Here is a 15,830-nt window from a genome sequence, read left to right on the forward strand (position 1 = left end):
TCGGGTGGGGCGGGGGCGGGTGAGGGGGGTCCGCCTCACCCGCCCCTGCCCGTCCCGTACCCGGTCCCGCCGCCCCCGGCCCCCGCTCCTCGAACGCCGGACGGGCCGGTCGGTACCGGACGGGCCGACGGGGGTCAGGCCAGGCGGGCCCGTGCCAGCTGGCGGGACTGGGCCACCAGGCGGTCGGTGCTGTCCCAGACCTCGGCGTCCTCCTCCAGGAAGCCTCCGGCGAGGTTGCGAGTGGTGATCGAGACGCGCAGCGGGCCCGGAGCCGGGCGGCAGCGGACGTGGACGGTCAGCTCCACCGTCGGGACCCAGCCGGTGAGCCCCAGCTCGAAGGCGGTCGGCGGCAGGGCGTCCACCGCGAGGAGCAGCGCGAACGGGTCGGGGTCCCGGCCGTCGGCGAGACCGAACCAGGCCCGCATCTCCCCCTTGCCCGACGGCTGCCCGAGCGTCCAGCCCAGGGTCGAGGGGTCCAGCTTGAGCATCAGGCGCTCGGTGATGGCGGAACCGCCCTCAACCGGGGTGGGACCGTCCTGCGGGCCGAAGCACTGCTCCATCGGCGGTATCGCGGGCGGCTCGGCCGTCGTACGGACGTCGTCGGGGAGGGAGTCCAGGTCTCCGTAGGAGGCGAGGACGCGGATGCGCTCCACCTCGCGCCCCTCCCCGTCGATCTGGAAGAGGGAGGCCTGGCCGGTCGACAGCGTCCGTCCGGTGCGCACGGTCTCGGTGCGGACGACCGCCGGACCCGGCCGGGAGGCGGTCAGATAGTGCGCGGAGACGGTGAACGGGTCGGTGTGCGGCAGGGTGTCCGCGAGTGCGCGGCCCAGGACGGCCAGCAGATAGCCGCCGTTGACGGCGTTGGCGATCGTCCAGCCGGCGGAGAGGTCGATGTCGTAGACGCCTGGCGCACGCGGGGTGAGCGCGGTGTCGCGGTCGAACTCGCTGGCGCCGATGGCGGCCCGGGTGGGCTGGGCGGAGGCTGCTTCTGGCATGACCGAACAGTACAAGAAGACGATACTAAGCGGTAGCTTTGTCCGTGCGTTCCGGAGGACTACTCCTCCTGGACCGTCGAACGGCGGTGCCACGCGCGCGGGGCCCGCCAGTGGTAGCGCATCGCGAGCAGCCGCAGCACGAAGGCCGTGACCACGGCGAGGCTGCTGGTCCCCGCGTTCAGCACGTCGTAGCGGATGCACAGCGCGGTCAGGGCGGCGCCGACGACGGCCGGGACGGCGTACAGGTCGCGGTCCCAGCGCAGCAGCGACGGCACCTCGTTGGCGAGCACGTCGCGCAGCACACCGCCGCCGACCGCGGTGGCCAGCCCCAGACAGGCGGAGGCGGTCAGGCCGAGGCCGTAGTCGTACGCCTTGGTGGTGCCGACGACGCAGAACAGACCGAGGCCGGCCGCGTCGAACACGTTGACGCCGGTCTGGATGCGCTCCACGTGCGGGTGGAGGAAGAACACCAGGACCGTGGCGAGCAGCGGGGTGACGAAGTACCCCAGGTCCGTGAAGGCGGCGGGCGGTACGGCGCCGATGACCAGGTCGCGGAAGAGTCCGCCGCCGAGCGCGGTGACCTCGGCGAGCACGGCGATGCCGAAGACGTCGAAGTTCTTGCGGACGGCCAGCAGGGCGCCGGAGATCGCGAAGACGAAGATGCCGATCAGGTCGAGCGTATGCAGGACGGACGGACTGAACAGTTGCTGGAGCACCCTTGTATTCTCACTCAGCAAGAACCCCTCGCCTTGCAAACCAAGGCGAGGGGTGGTGTGAACTTGCTGTCCGCAAACCGTTCAGCGGAGCCGTACGAGGCTCCGAGAAGGACGGCGGCCCGTCAGTCGGTCTTCTCCCGGTCCTTGTCGGACCTGTCCGGTTCCGCGGCGTCGAGGTCCCTCGCGACGGCATCGGCCGTCCGGTCGCCCGAGGCCTCGACCGCCGACGGCACCTTCTCCTCGACCGCCGTGGCGTCCGGCTTGGTCGTCGAGTCGGCCGGCAGGAGCACGGCGGGGACCTTCGCCTCGCCCTCGGTCTGCTCGACCACCGCGTCCTCGCCCTCCGTGACGGCCTCGGTGCCCGTGGGCCGGGTCAGCGCCAGCTTTCCCGACTCGATCTCCTCGGCGAAGTGGCAGGCCACCCGGTGGCCGCCGCCGAGGTCCCGCAGCTGCGGCCGCTCCGTCGCGCACCGCTCGGCCCGGGCCCAGGGGCAACGCGTGTGGAAGCGGCAGCCGCTGGGCGGGTTGGCCGGGGAGGGCAGGTCACCGGTGAGCAGGATGCGCTCGCGCCTGTCCTCCACCTCCGGATCGGGCACCGGCACGGCCGACATCAGGGCCTTGGTGTACGGGTGCTTCGGCTCGGCGTACAGCGCGTCGCTCGGCGCCTCCTCGACCAGCGACCCCAGGTACATCACGCCGATCGTGTCGGAGATGTGCCGGACCACCGCGAGGTCGTGGGCGATCACCACGTAGGTCAGGCCGAGTTCCTCCTGGAGCTCGTCCAGCAGGTTGATGACCTGGGCCTGGACCGACACGTCGAGCGCGGAGACCGGCTCGTCGCAGATGATCACGTCCGGTTCGAGGACCAGCGCGCGGGCGATGCCGATGCGCTGGCGCTGGCCGCCGGAGAACTCGTGCGGGTAGCGGGCGAGCGCGTTGGAGGGCAGGCCGACCTTGTCCAGGATCGCCTTGATCTTCTCCCGGCGCTCCTCCTGGTCCTTGCCGACGCCGTGGGCGATCATGCCCTCGGACAGGATGGACTCGATGTTCTGCCGGGGGTTGAGCGAGCCCAGCGGGTCCTGGAAGACCATCTGGAGCCGGCGTCGGAAGCGGCGCATCTCCTCGCCGGGCAGCTTCGCCAGGTCGGTGCCGTCGAGGACGACGGAGCCCTCGGTGATGTCCACCAGCCGCAGCACGGACCGCCCGAGGGTGGTCTTGCCGCAGCCGGACTCGCCGACCAGACCGTAGGTCTCGCCGGCCTCGACCTTCAGGGAGACCCCGTCCACGGCGTAGACGTGACCGACCGTGCGGTCGACGAAGACGCCCTTCTTGATGGGGAAGTGGACCTTGACGCCGTCCAGTTCGAGCAGGCTCATGCGGTGACCTCCTCGGCCTTCGCGTCGTCGAGTACGGGGTTGACGCACCGCACCTGGTGGCCGGCCGCGCGCGGTTCGGTGAGCTGCGGGGTGCCGGTCAGGCAGCCCATCTCGTACCGGTCGCAGCGGGGTGCGAAGGCGCAGCCGTCGGCCCAGGCGATGCGGTCGTTGATGGAGCCCCGGATGGGGGTGAGGGGTTCGCCCCGGGGAGCGTCCAGCCGCGGGATGGAACCCAGCAGTCCGTGCGCGTAGGGGTGGGTCGGGTGCCCGAACAGCTCGCGGCGCCCGGCGGACTCCACGGTCTTGCCCGCGTAGAGCACGTTGACCTGGTCGCAGAGGCCGGCGACCACGCCGAGGTCGTGGGTGATCATCAGCAGGGCGGTGCCCTCCTGGTCCACCAGCTCCTTGAGCAGCTCCAGGATCTGGGCCTGGATCGTCACGTCGAGGGCCGTGGTGGGCTCGTCGGCGATGAGCAGGCGGGGGGCGCAGGCCACCGCCATGGCGATCAGCGCGCGCTGGCGCATACCGCCGGAGAGCTGGTGCGGGTACTCCTTGAGCCGCCGGGTCGGGTCGGGGATGCCGACCCGGTCCAGCAGGTGGGCGGCCTCCTTGCGGGCGGCCTCGCCCTTCAGTCCGCGGTGGCGCTGCAGGATCTCGGTGACCTGCACGCCGATCGGCACGACCGGGTTGAGCGAGGACAGCGGGTCCTGGAAGATCATCGCCATCTCGCTGCCGCGCAGGTCGCGGCGGGCGGACGGGTTCATCGTGAACAGGTCCGTGCCGTCGAACTCGGCACGGCCGCCGATGGTGACGCCCTTGCTCGGGAGCAGGCCCATCAGGGCCAGGGAGGTGACGGACTTTCCGCAGCCGGACTCGCCGACCAGGCCCACGACCTGGCCCTGGTCGACCTCGAAGGAGACGCCGTCGACCGCCCGGGACTGCTTGCGGCCGCGGCCGCCGAAGGCGATGGTCAGTTCGTCGACAGTGAGCAGAGACATGGTGGTTCAGCCCTTCAGCTTCGGGTCGAGGGCTTCCCGCATGGCCTCGCCGAGGAGGGTGAAGCCGAGGGCGGTGATGATGATGCCGACGGCGGGGTAGACCCCCATCATGGGGGCGTAGCTGAAGAAGCGCTGCGCCTGGGCGAGCATGACCCCCCACTCGGGAATGGCCGGGTCGGGGTTGCCGAGGCCCAGGAAGGACAGTGCTGCCGCCTCGATGATCGCGGTGGCCAGGGAGAGCGTGGCCTGCACGATCACCGGGCTGAGCGAGTTGGGCAGAATCTGGGAGAGCACGATCCGACGCTTGCGGACACCCAGGGACTTGGCGGCGAGCACGTAGTCGGCGCTCCCCTGGACCAGCATGGCACCGCGCAGCAGCCGGGCGAACACCGGCACCTGGACGACACCCACGGCGATCATCACCGTGGTCAGCGACTGGCCCATGACGGCGGCGACGGACACGGCCAGCAGCAGCGAAGGCAGCGCCAGCATCATGTCGATGAAGCGCATGATGACGGAGTCGACGCGCTGCCCGGCTTCCCCGCCGAGGGTGGCGGCGGCTCCGGAGGCGATGCCGATCACGAAGCCGGCGACCAGGCCGATGAGCGTCGCGACGATGCCGACGAGCAGGGTCTGACGGGCGCCGACCAGCATGCGGGAGAACAGGTCACGGCCGAGGTGGTCGAGGCCGAACCAGTTGTCACCGCGCGCTCCGACGAACTCTCCCCTGTTCGGGAACACCTCGCCGCGCCAGGTCTGGGCACTCGGCGAGTACGGAGCCAGGAGCGGTCCGACGAGCGCGACGACGACGAACGCCGCGATGATCACGGCGCCGATGATCGCCATCTTGCTGGACTTCAGACGGCTGAAGGCCTCCCGCCACAGACTGGCGCCGGTGCTGGTCTCGTTGCCGGCCGTCAGTTCCGCGAGGCGCTGGATCTTGTCGGTCTTGGTGGCGACACTCATGTCAGTGCACCCGCACTCTCGGGTCGATGATGCTGTACGCCACGTCCACCAACAGATTGATCAGGACGTACACCATCGCGATGAACATGATGAACCCGACGAGCACGGGGTAGTCGCGTCCGTCGATCGACGTCTTGATGAAGTTGCCGATGCCGTTGAAGGTGAACACGGACTCGGTGAGGACCGCTCCGGACAGCAGGGAGCCGGTGAGCAGACCGACCGAGGTGATCACGGGGAGCAGAGCGTTGCGCAGCACGTGCCGGCCGCGGACGACGCTCCGCTTGAGGCCCTTGGCCTCGGCGGTGCGGACGTAGTCCTCGTCCTGGACCTCGAGGACACTGGCGCGGGTCATGCGCACGATGACCGCGAGCGGGATGGACGCGAGCGTGACGGCCGGCAGGATCAGGTGGTGGATCGCGTCCCAGGAGGCGTCGAACTCACCGGTGAGGACGCCGTCCAGTACGGCGAAGCCGGTCACGTCGGTGGCGTTGATGCCGGTGTCCATGCGCCCGTAGCTGGGGAAGAAGCCGAGCTTCACGGCCAGGAGCTCCTTGAGGACCAGGCCGAGGAAGAAGACCGGGATGCAGATGCCGACGAGTGAGCCGGAGACCGCGCCGATGTCGATCCAGCCACCGCGCTTGCGGGCGGCGAGATAGCCGAGCGGAATACCGACCACCACTGCCATGACCATGGCCAGCAGGGACAGCTCCACCGTCGCCGGGAACCTCAGGACGAACTCGTCCCACACCGGCTGCCCGGTCTGAACGGACGTGCCCAGGTCACCCTGGAAAATACGCTTCAGGAAACGCCAGTACTGGACGTGAACGGGCTGGTCCAGCCCGAGCGCGCGGTTGATGCGCGCCACTTCGGCCTCGGTGGCCTTCTCCCCCAGGATCGCTGAGGCGGGTCCACCGGGCAGACGGTCGAGCCACAGGAAGAGCAGAACCGACAGGCCGAGCAGCGTGGGTATGAGCTGGAGCAGTCTTCGTACGACGAGACGCAGCACCCCGCATGCCCCTTTCTTGCGTGATGTCTTACATGAATGGACCCGCCCGGCCGCCGAGTTGCGACGACCGGGCGGACCCCCCGTTTTGGTTTCCTACCGCTGCTCGCCTACTTGAAGGAGGTCTCGGCGAAGACTTCCTGCGTCAGCGGGGAGACGTTCGGCGGGTTCACGTTCTTGGCGAAGGCGATGGCCGGCGGGGAGGACGAGACCGGGACACCCGGGAGGTAGTCCATGATGACCTCGTTGGCCTTCTCGTACGCGGCGATGCGCTCCTCGGCCTTGCCCAGCTTCGAGCCGGCGTTCACGGCGTCGAAGACCTTCTTGTCCTTGAAGCCCCACTGCTTGTCGTACCCGGCGAACCAGGTGCCGATGAAGTTGTAGCCGTCGTTGAAGTCACCGGTCCAGCCGAGCATGTGCAGGTCGCAGGAGCCCGCCTCGGTGGCGTCGATGTAGTCCGGGGCCCACTTCATGGCCTTCGGCGTGACGGTGATGCCGGCCTTCTCCAGGTCGGACTTCATCAGCTCGAACAGGTCCTGCGGGGCAGGCATGTACGGGCGGGTGACCTCGGTCGGGTAGCAGAACTCGACCTTGAGCTTCTCCTCACCGGCCTTCTTGAGGAGTGCCTTGGCGGCGGCGGTGTCGTACGGGTACTGCTTGACGTTCTTGGAGTAGCCCGCGATGGTCTCCGGCACGAACTGGTCGGCGACCTTGCCGCCCTCGGGCAGCTGGGTCTTGACCAGGTTCTCCTTGTCGATCGCCTGCGCGATCGCCTGGCGGACTTCCTTCTTCTTGAGGGCCTTGTTGGCCTCCTGGCTCATGCCCACGTAGAAGAGGTTGAAGACGCCACGGGTCGGGACGACGTAGCCCTGGTCCTCGAGGGTCTTGACGTCGGCCGGGGCGACGAGGTCGTAGCCGTCGATGTCACCGGCCTGGAGCGCCTGGCGGCGGCCCTCTTCGGTGTCGATGGTGCGGAAGACCAGGTTCTTGATCTTCGCCTTCTTGCCCCAGTAGTCGTCGAAGCGCTCAAGGGTGACTTCCTTGTTGCCCTTGTTCCACTTCGTGATCCGGTACGGGCCGGTGCCGGCGACCGTGCCGGCCTCCTGGCTGTACTTGGGGTACGTGATGGCGTCGCCCTTGGCGGTCGCCTCTTCCTTCTCGTACTCCTTGAGGGCCTTCGGCGAGTGGATCGCCAGGGCCTGGAGGGAGAAGCCGCCGGGGAGGTTGGCGGAGGGCTTCTTGACCTCGATGACGGCGGTGTTCTCGTCCTTCGCGGTGCAGGACTTGTAGTTCGCCTCGGGCGTCTCCTTGTCCTCGTTCTTCGCGAAGCCGCCCATGATGGTCTGCCAGTAGTACGAGACCGCGCTGGACTGGTAGGTGCCCTTCCAGTTGAACCAGTGGTCGTAGTTGGCGCAGACCGCCGCGGCGTTGAACGTCTCGCCGTCGTGGAACTTCACGCCCTTGCGGAGGTTGAAGGTCCAGACGGTGCCCTGGTCGTTGCTCGACCAGGTCTCGGCGAGGCCGCCGACCAGCTCGGTGCCGCCGGACTCGTGCTCGAGCAGGGCCTCGAACGCCTGACGTGTCACGCGGAAGGTTTCACCGTCGCTCGCGAGGGCAGGGTCCAGGGAGCCCGGGTCACCTGCACCGGCGAATACGAAGGTGTCCTTGTCGCCACTGCTTTCGTTGTCAGCGTCCCGTTCGCTTGAGCAGCCCGTGGCGATCAGGCCGACCGCCACCGCGGCCGTGATCGCCCGAGCGGTTCGGGACTTGAATATGCGCATATTGGGGCCACTCCGGGTCCGCTATGTGGATGCATCTTGACCGGCCGAACACTACAGACGTTCACAGTCGGTCAGGAACAGTCCGGATAGCGGTGATACCTACCTGAGATCTGAACAGTTGACATAAGGGACGGTTCAGGCGTCCCCCCACCAGGATTTAACCCGCCGGACACAGAATCACCTTTCCGACAGGCGCCCAGGTGATGCCGGACGGCGTGAAGAACGGGTGAAACCGCAGGTGACGGGCGGTCAACAGGCTGTCGCTGAATGCGCATGGCCGAAAATGTGGCAGGAAATCGACGGCGCACGACAGACCGGGCGGATGCATCGGTTCCGGCTCGCGCCCCCTGTCCGCTTCGTGGACGGTGACGCTCCGTCACACAGTGGTGTACGGGCCGGTCAGCTCCTGTGCGCGGGCGGATAGCCGTAGGCCGCGGCGGGGGACGGCACGGCGCCGTGGGCCTCGCGGTCGTAGAACGGGCGGGAGTTGGCGCGCAACCACATCGCGACCGGATCGTGCTCGTCGGACATCGCGACGGTCGACACGGGCAGTCCGTCCGGGACCGCGCCGAGGGACTGCTGCATCATCGCGCGCACGGCGTCCACGGCGGGCGGGGAGGTGTCGTACACGTCCAGGCCGATGGCGAGGTACGGGGCGCCCAGCGCGGGCTGCACCCAGGCGCGGCGCAGAGTGCGGACGGCCGGGGTGCGGTGGGCGTTCTGCGCGAGGAGGGCGTAGAACTGAGGGATCTCGATGGCCGGTTCGGACAGCCGCAGCGGGCCGGCGGGCCGGTGGTCCAGACCGCCGGCGATCCGGCGCAGGTCCAGCCAGGGGATGCCGACGCCGCCGCCGGGGGCGTGCGGGTTGAGCCAGAGCCCGTAGTGGTCGGGGTAGAGCGCGCGGGCCACTTCGAGGCCGTCGACCACCTCGTACGACCGGTTCCAGCCGCTGGCGGAGAGCTCCTGGGCGGAGGTGACGCAGGGCGCGTAACCGAGGCCGCCGACCTCCATGTTTCCGTACTGGGCGTCCGGGGAGCCGGCCTGGCCGTGCCAGAGCAGCATCCAGACCTGGCCGGAGGCGGGGGTCGCGAGAGCGCGCAGCAACGCCTCGTACGCGTCGTAACGCCCGGGCGTCACCTGGCGCAGCATGTGCTCGACCTGTCCGGCCGCCGCGGTGCCAGCGCTCACTTGTATCGCCCCTCCGTACCTCGCCGGCCAACGAACCTAGCTTAAGCCGACGCCGTGCGGTGGGCTGCTGTGCGGCGAGCGCGGAAAAGTTCGGGACTGCGGCACCGTAAACGGATGCGGCGCCATGGACGGACGCGGCACCGTGGACGGACGCGGGCCCGTTGCGGTTTGTCGCGCGGTTCCCCGCGCCCCTGGGGGCCGGCCGCGCCCACGCGGCGGAGCCGCACACCGGCGCCGCCCCGCGCCCTTCAGGGGGTCGCTGCGGGCGTTCGTGGAACGTGCGCGCGGACCCACGCCCCCTCCACGGGTCACCGCCGGCGTTCGTAGAAGGGGCGGACCCTGGTGCGCAGCCAGTCGCCGACCGGGTCCTGGGCCACGTCCAGGACGATGAGGTTGACCGGCCAGGGAGCGGGGGCCCGGCCGAGAGCCCGGCCCAGGGCGTTCAGCGGGAGGGTGCGGGCGTCGTCCTCCCACTGGGAGAGTTCCACGCCGATGAAGAGGACCGGGTCGGCCGTCTCGATCGCGGCGAGGCAGCGGCGGGCGGTGGTCACCACACCGAGGGCGTCGAACTCCGCCGAGGCGGCGGCGAGGAAGTCCAGCGGGTCGTCCTGCCAGTCGGGCTCGAACAGCCGGACCCGGCCGCCGGACGCCGGGCCGTCCAGCGGGGTGCGTCCGGCCCGGCACAGTTCGGCGACGGCGGGCGGCGGCAGCGGGATGCCGACCACGCCGCCGGGGTTCACCGCGATCCCGGCCTGCGGCGGCAGACCACGGGCGAACTCCACGGCGGGCGCGACCGTGTACGACAGGTGGGGGCCGACGACCTGGCGGAACTGCTCCTCGGAGCTGAAGACGGGGACGTAGGCCTGGCCGTCGATCTCCAGGGTGGGCAGGTCCAGCGGCCCGCTGTCCGGGCCGCCGCCGTTCGGCAGCGGGACCCAGACGGAGCTGCGGCCCAGCACCTCGACGATCCTGCCGCCCGCCGAGGGGACGCCCAGGGAGGCGGAGAGCACCTCCTCCAGCTCGTTGCCGGGCCATCCGCCGTGCGGATGGGGGTGCGCCTGCGCCGGGAAGTCCGCCGGGAAGTCCATCTGCCTACCGCCTGCTGCCTGAAACCACTGCTGTGGCTGGAAAGGCTATCCGGTCAGCCCGCGAAGCCGACCCGGCACAGTGTGTCCGCCGCGTCCCGGTCGATCAGGACCGCCGAACCGCAGCCGGCCGGCAGGGCGCCCCGCTCCACCGCGCGCAGCAGCCGCTCGCTCGCCGCACGGTGGCGCAGGAACGCGTACCGGGAGACGCCGCGCCCGCGTTCGCGCTGGCCGGCCAGGGCCTGCTGCGGGGTGACGTCGAGCAGCAGCAGGTGCAGGCTCGCGCCCCGGCGACGGGCCTCGCGGGCCAGCCAGCGGCGCACCCAGGCCTGCGTGCCGCAGTCGTGCACGACGACCGGCCCTCCGGCCCGCAGCACGCGGCGCAGTCCGGCGTAGTGGGCGAGACGGACCAGCGGGCGGTAGACCGCGTACGGCAGGAGGCGCGGCATGCGGCGGTCCCAGCGGTCCCGGGTGTCCTGCGAGTCGACGCGGGTCCCGCGCACCGTGCGCCGCATCAGCGTGGACTTGCCGCTGCCGGGCAGCCCGGTGACCACGATGAGGTCCCGGGGCCCGAAGAGCAGGGCGCGCGGGCTGCGACCGGACCGCGCGCGCAGATCGCGGACGACGAGCGCCGGCAGCGTGCCGCGGGCCCCCCGGGCCTGGGCGGCCGGCTGCTGGGGCAGCGTGACGCCCGTGGTGGCGGCGCACGCCGTGGTCCTGTTCACCGTGATCGTCCTCCCCTGGGGCCGGGTACGAGTACCGATCCCCGCCGAGTGTAAAAAGAAAGTAATGCCGGGTGTCCGTCGTTTCCGTCCGTTTCCTGAAACAGGCGTGTCACAGCTCCCTGTGGCGGCGCCCGCACCCTGTGCACCCCCTGGGAAGGGTCCCCCTGCCACGCCCTCGCGATGCGTGCAATGATGTGCGCGCCAACTGCATACCGGCCGTTTGAATCCGCGCGGGAGAGTCCCCGGCACCGTTTGCCGCCGGGGCGCCGAAGGAGCAAGTCCCTCCCTTGAATCTCTCAGGCCCCGTTACCGCGCGGGCGAGGCACATCTGAAAAGCGGGCCGCCGAAGGGCATCCAGCAGTGCCCCGGCGGCTCCACCCAAGGTGCAAGCCAGGACCGTCCCCGCGTGGGCGTCGTGGCGAACCTCTCAGGTTCCGATGACAGATGGGGAGGAACGTCCTCGCCCTCCCCCACGCTCGGATGAACTCGGGCGGGGGGCCCATTGCCCTGGGAGACCGACCGATGAGCAGTACCGAACCCCGCCGGACCGCGCTCGATGCCCTGCATCGGTCGCTCGGCGCGACGATGACCGACTTCGCCGGCTGGGACATGCCCCTGCGCTACGGCTCCGAGCGCGACGAGCACAACGCCGTGCGCACCAGGGCCGGCCTCTTCGACCTCTCGCACATGGGCGAGATCACGGTCACCGGCCCGGAGGCCGCCGCGCTCCTCGACTTCGCCCTGGTCGGCGACATCGGGAGGGTCAGGCCCGGCCGCGCCCGCTACACCATGATCTGCCGCGAGGACGGCGGCATCCTGGACGACCTGATCGTCTACCGGCTGGACGACACCGCCTGCATGGTGGTCGCCAACGCCTCCAACGCCCAGGTGGTCCTGGACGCCCTGCGGGAACGCTCGGCCGGCTTCGACGCCGAGGTCCGCGACGACCGCGACGCGTACGCGCTGCTCGCCGTGCAGGGCCCCGAGTCCCCGGCGATCCTCGCGTCGCTCACCGACGCCGACCTGGACGGCCTGAAGTACTACGCCGGTCTGCCCGGCACGGTCGCCGGCGTCCCCGCGCTCATCGCCCGCACCGGCTACACCGGCGAGGACGGCTTCGAGCTGTTCGTGAAGCCCGAGCACGCGGTGGAGCTGTGGCAGGCGCTGACCAAGGCCGGCGAGGGTGCGGGCCTGGTCCCGTGCGGGCTGTCCTGCCGGGACACGCTGCGCCTGGAGGCGGGCATGCCGCTGTACGGGAACGAGCTGAGCACCGCCCTCACGCCCTTCGACGCCGGGCTCGGCCGGGTGGTGAAGTTCGAGAAGGAGGGCGACTTCGTGGGCCGCGCGGCGCTGGCCGAGGCCGCCGAGCGGGCCGCCGAGCGGCCGCCCCGCGTCCTGGTCGGCCTGGTCGCCGAGGGCCGCCGCGTCCCGCGCGCCGGGTACGCGGTCGTGGCCGGCGGCGAGGTGATCGGCGAGGTCACCTCCGGCGCCCCCTCCCCCACCCTGGGCAAGCCGATCGCCATGGCGTACGTCGACCCCGCGCACGCGGCGCCCGGCGCCGAGGGCGTCGGCGTGGACATCCGCGGCAGCCACGAGCCGTACGAGGTCGTGGCGCTGCCGTTCTACAAGCGGCGGAAGTGACACCGTCGACAGACGGCTTCCCGCGCGTGAGGTGAGCACATCGTGCCTGCTCACGTGCGCCGTGCGCAGTTCCCTCAGTCATCCGCAGTCCCCCCGTACAGGAGAATCCGGACCATGAGCAACCCCACGCATCTGCGTTACAGCAAGGAGCACGAGTGGCTGTCGGCCGCCGAGGACGGCGTGTCGACGGTCGGCATCACGGAGCACGCGGCCAACGCGCTCGGCGACGTGGTCTTCGTCCAGCTCCCCGAGGTCGGTGACAGCGTGACCGCGGGCGAGACCTGCGGCGAGCTGGAGTCCACCAAGTCGGTCAGCGACCTGTACTCCCCGGTCAGCGGTGAGATCACCGAGATCAACGAGGAGGTGGTCAGCACCCCGGCGCTGGTGAACTCGGACCCCTTCGAGGCCGGCTGGCTGTTCAAGGTGCGCGTCACCGACGAGCCGGCCGACCTGCTGACCGCCGCCGAGTACGACGCCGAGATCGCCGGCTGAGGAGTCCGTAGCCGCATGTCCGTTCTGAACACGCCCCTGCACGAGCTCGACCCGGCGGTGGCCGCCGCGGTCGACGCCGAACTGCACCGCCAGCAGTCCACCCTCGAGATGATCGCCTCGGAGAACTTCGCCCCGGTCGCGGTCATGGAGGCCCAGGGCTCGGTCCTCACCAACAAGTACGCCGAGGGTTACCCCGGCCGCCGCTACTACGGCGGCTGCGAGCACGTCGACGTGATCGAGCAGATCGCCGTCGACCGGGTCAAGGAGCTCTTCGGCGCCGAGCACGCCAACGTGCAGCCGCACTCGGGCGCGCAGGCCAACGCCGCCGCGATGTCCGCGCTGCTCAAGCCCGGCGACACGATCATGGGTCTGGACCTCGCGCACGGCGGGCACCTGACTCACGGCATGAAGATCAACTTCTCCGGCAAGCTCTACGACGTGGTGGCCTACCACGTGGGCGACGACGGCCGGGTCGACATGGCCGAGGTCGAGCGCCTCGCCAAGGAGAGCAGGCCGAAGCTGATCGTCGCCGGCTGGTCGGCGTACCCGCGTCGGCTGGACTTCGCCGCGTTCCGCCGGATCGCGGACGAGGTCGGTGCGTACCTCATGGTCGACATGGCGCACTTCGCCGGTCTGGTGGCCGCGGGTCTGCACCCGAACCCGGTCCCGCACGCCCACGTCGTGACGACCACCACGCACAAGACCCTCGGCGGTCCGCGCGGCGGTGTGATCCTGTCCACGGCCGAGCTGGCCAAGAAGATCAACTCCGCGGTCTTCCCCGGTCAGCAGGGCGGTCCGCTGGAGCACGTGATCGCCGCCAAGGCGGTCGCGTTCAAGGTGTGCGCGTCCGAGGAGTTCAAGGAGCGCCAGCGCCGCACCCTGGAGGGCGCCCGCATCCTGGCCGAGCGGCTGGTCGGGGACGACGTGAAGGCCGTGGGCGTGGACGTGCTGTCCGGCGGCACGGAGGTGCACCTGGTCCTGGTCGACCTGCGGAACTCGGAGCTGGACGGTCAGCAGGCCGAGGACCGGCTGCACGAGGTCGGCATCACGGTCAACCGCAACGCGATCCCGGACGACCCACGCCCGCCGATGGTCACCTCGGGTCTGCGCATCGGCACGCCGGCCCTGGCCACCCGCGGCTTCACCGCCGAGGACTTCACCGAGGTCGCGGACGTGATCGCCGAGGCGCTGAAGCCGTCCTTCGACGTGGACGCGCTCCGGGCCCGGGTGGCGGCGCTCGCCGCGAAGCACCCGCTGTACCCCGGTCTGCAGTAATTCCGTACGCTTTCCCCCGTACGGACGTCAGGGGCATCGCGCACACTGGGTCGGTGGGCGCGGTGCCCCGCGCCATGCACCCCGCATGAACGTTCCCTCTCCCGTGAACCACCTCTTCCCGGTGGACAGCGCCGTCCGCCGAACCCTTAGGAGTCCTCCCGTGGCCATCTCGGTCTTCGATCTGTTCTCGATCGGCATCGGCCCGTCCAGCTCGCACACGGTCGGCCCGATGCGGGCGGCCCGGATGTTCGCCCGGCGGTTGCGCAACGAGGACCTGCTGGGCTCCGTCGCCTCGGTCCGGGCCGAGCTGTACGGCTCCCTGGGCGCCACCGGCCACGGCCACGGCACGCCCAAGGCGGTGCTGCTGGGCCTGGAGGGCGACTCGCCGCGCACGGTGGACGTGGAGTCGGCCGACGAGCGGGTGGAGAAGATCAGGGACGGTGGCCGGATCCGGCTGCTCGGCGAGCACGAGATCGCCTTCTCCTTCGACGACGACCTGGTGCTGCACCGCCGCAAGGCGCTCCCGTACCACGCCAACGGCATGTCCCTGTGGGCCTACGACGCCTCCGGCACGGAGCTGCTGACCAAGACGTACTACTCGGTGGGCGGCGGTTTCGTCGTCGACGAGGACGCGGTGGGCGCGGACCGCATCGTGCTGGACGACATGGCCCTGAAGCACCCCTTCCGCACGGGCGACGAGCTGCTGCGCCTGACGCGGGAGACCGGCCTGTCCATCTCCGCGCTGATGCTGGAGAACGAGCGCGCCTGGCGGAGCGAGGAGGAGATCCGCGAGGGGCTGCTGGAGATCTGGCGCGTGATGCGGGCCTGCGTGGACCGGGGCATGTCCCGCGAGGGCATCCTGCCGGGCGGTCTGAAGGTGCGCCGCCGCGCCGCGAACACCGCGCGCAAGCTGCGCTCGGAGGGCGATCCGCAGGCGCTCGCCATGGAGTGGATCACCCTGTACGCCATGGCCGTGAACGAGGAGAACGCGGCCGGCGGCCGGGTCGTCACGGCGCCGACGAACGGCGCGGCGGGGATCATCCCGGCCGTCCTGCACTACTACATGAACTTCGTCCCCGGCGCCGACGAGGAGGGCGTGGTCCGCTTCCTGCTGGCGGCCGGCGCGATCGGCATGCTCTTCAAGGAGAACGCCTCGATCTCCGGCGCCGAGGTCGGCTGCCAGGGCGAGGTCGGCTCCGCCTGCTCGATGGCGGCGGGCGCCCTCGCGGAGGTGCTGGGCGGCTCCCCCGAGCAGGTGGAGAACGCCGCCGAGATCGGCATGGAGCACAACCTCGGCCTGACCTGCGACCCGGTCGGCGGCCTCGTCCAGATCCCGTGCATCGAGCGCAACGGCATGGCCGCGGTGAAGGCGGTCACGGCGGCCCGGATGGCGATGCGCGGCGACGGCTCGCACAAGGTGTCCCTGGACAAGGTCATCAAGACGATGAAGGAGACCGGCGCGGACATGTCGGTCAAGTACAAGGAGACGGCGCGGGGCGGGCTCGCGGTGAACATCATCGAGTGCTGAGGGGACGGGGGGCGTCCCGCGGCGGCACGATCCGGCCACGGGCGGCGGCCCGGCCGGGGCG

General features: G+C 70.6%; 14 protein-coding genes and 2 riboswitches. Of the genes, 4 read left to right on the forward strand and 10 right to left on the reverse strand.

The genetic code is table 11. The annotated features are described in order from the left end of the window. Window positions 1-134: 134 nt before the first annotated feature. The 10 genes from KYY02_RS17075 to KYY02_RS17120 form a co-directional block, all read right to left on the reverse strand. Window positions 135-995: a thioesterase family protein gene (locus KYY02_RS17075; protein WP_371238812.1), complete on the reverse strand. Its 861-nt coding sequence runs from the start codon at window positions 993-995 to the stop codon at window positions 135-137. A 59-nt stretch (window positions 996-1,054) separates the two neighbouring features. Beyond that, window positions 1,055-1,711: a trimeric intracellular cation channel family protein gene (locus KYY02_RS17080; RefSeq protein ID WP_371238813.1), complete on the reverse strand. Its 657-nt coding sequence runs from the start codon at window positions 1,709-1,711 to the stop codon at window positions 1,055-1,057. Between the two features lie 122 nt (window positions 1,712-1,833). Beyond that, window positions 1,834-3,087, reverse strand: coding sequence for an ABC transporter ATP-binding protein (locus KYY02_RS17085; RefSeq protein ID WP_371238814.1), 1,254 nt, complete (start codon window positions 3,085-3,087; stop codon window positions 1,834-1,836). Further along, a complete protein-coding gene (locus KYY02_RS17090; RefSeq protein WP_371238815.1) occupies window positions 3,084-4,085 on the reverse strand; it encodes an ABC transporter ATP-binding protein in 1,002 nt (333 codons plus the stop codon). The genes KYY02_RS17085 and KYY02_RS17090 overlap by 4 nt, the downstream gene beginning before the upstream one ends. 6 nt (window positions 4,086-4,091) lie before the next feature. Next, the gene (locus tag KYY02_RS17095) at window positions 4,092-5,051 is read right to left on the reverse strand and encodes an ABC transporter permease (RefSeq protein ID WP_371238816.1); all 960 of its coding nucleotides are present in this window, start codon (window positions 5,049-5,051) and stop codon (window positions 4,092-4,094) included. Window position 5,052: 1 nt separating this feature from the next. Next, on the reverse strand, window positions 5,053-6,057 hold the full coding sequence (locus tag KYY02_RS17100; RefSeq protein ID WP_371238817.1) for an ABC transporter permease: 1,005 nt from the start codon (window positions 6,055-6,057) through the stop codon (window positions 5,053-5,055). 107 nt (window positions 6,058-6,164) lie between these two features. Next, window positions 6,165-7,835 carry an ABC transporter substrate-binding protein gene (locus KYY02_RS17105; protein ID WP_371238818.1) on the reverse strand — a complete coding sequence of 557 codons (1,671 nt, stop codon included), beginning with the start codon at window positions 7,833-7,835 and terminating at the stop codon, window positions 6,165-6,167. 399 nt (window positions 7,836-8,234) lie between these two features. Next, window positions 8,235-8,984, reverse strand: a complete 750-nt coding sequence (locus KYY02_RS17110; protein ID WP_371238868.1) for an enhanced serine sensitivity protein SseB C-terminal domain-containing protein — start codon at window positions 8,982-8,984, stop codon at window positions 8,235-8,237. 347 nt (window positions 8,985-9,331) lie between these two features. After that, the gene (locus tag KYY02_RS17115) at window positions 9,332-10,111 is read right to left on the reverse strand and encodes an enhanced serine sensitivity protein SseB (protein WP_371238819.1); all 780 of its coding nucleotides are present in this window, start codon (window positions 10,109-10,111) and stop codon (window positions 9,332-9,334) included. Between the two features lie 53 nt (window positions 10,112-10,164). Next, window positions 10,165-10,833: an AAA family ATPase gene (locus KYY02_RS17120; RefSeq protein ID WP_371238820.1), complete on the reverse strand. Its 669-nt coding sequence runs from the start codon at window positions 10,831-10,833 to the stop codon at window positions 10,165-10,167. Between the two features lie 221 nt (window positions 10,834-11,054). Beyond that, window positions 11,055-11,155: riboswitch (glycine riboswitch) on the forward strand. Beyond that, window positions 11,156-11,287, forward strand: a riboswitch (glycine riboswitch). It begins immediately after the preceding riboswitch. A 68-nt stretch (window positions 11,288-11,355) separates the two neighbouring features. Here KYY02_RS17120 and gcvT point away from each other — a divergent pair. The 4 genes from gcvT (at window position 11,356) to KYY02_RS17140 (ending at window position 15,769) form a co-directional block, all read left to right on the forward strand. Beyond that, on the forward strand, window positions 11,356-12,474 hold the full coding sequence (gcvT, locus tag KYY02_RS17125; protein ID WP_371238821.1) for a glycine cleavage system aminomethyltransferase GcvT: 1,119 nt from the start codon (window positions 11,356-11,358) through the stop codon (window positions 12,472-12,474). Between the two features lie 114 nt (window positions 12,475-12,588). Then, window positions 12,589-12,966: a glycine cleavage system protein GcvH gene (gene gcvH / locus KYY02_RS17130; protein WP_371238822.1), complete on the forward strand. Its 378-nt coding sequence runs from the start codon at window positions 12,589-12,591 to the stop codon at window positions 12,964-12,966. Window positions 12,967-12,981: 15 nt separating this feature from the next. Then, entirely contained in the window at window positions 12,982-14,241 is a 1,260-nt protein-coding gene (gene glyA / locus KYY02_RS17135; RefSeq protein ID WP_371238823.1) for a serine hydroxymethyltransferase, read from the forward strand. A gap of 160 nt (window positions 14,242-14,401) precedes the next feature. Then, window positions 14,402-15,769, forward strand: coding sequence for an L-serine ammonia-lyase (locus tag KYY02_RS17140; RefSeq protein ID WP_371238824.1), 1,368 nt, complete (start codon window positions 14,402-14,404; stop codon window positions 15,767-15,769). Window positions 15,770-15,830 lie beyond the last annotated feature (61 nt).

Origin of the sequence: Streptomyces pimonensis, assembly GCF_041380215.1 — a bacterium.
Lineage (GTDB): Bacteria > Actinomycetota > Actinomycetes > Streptomycetales > Streptomycetaceae > Streptomyces > Streptomyces pimonensis.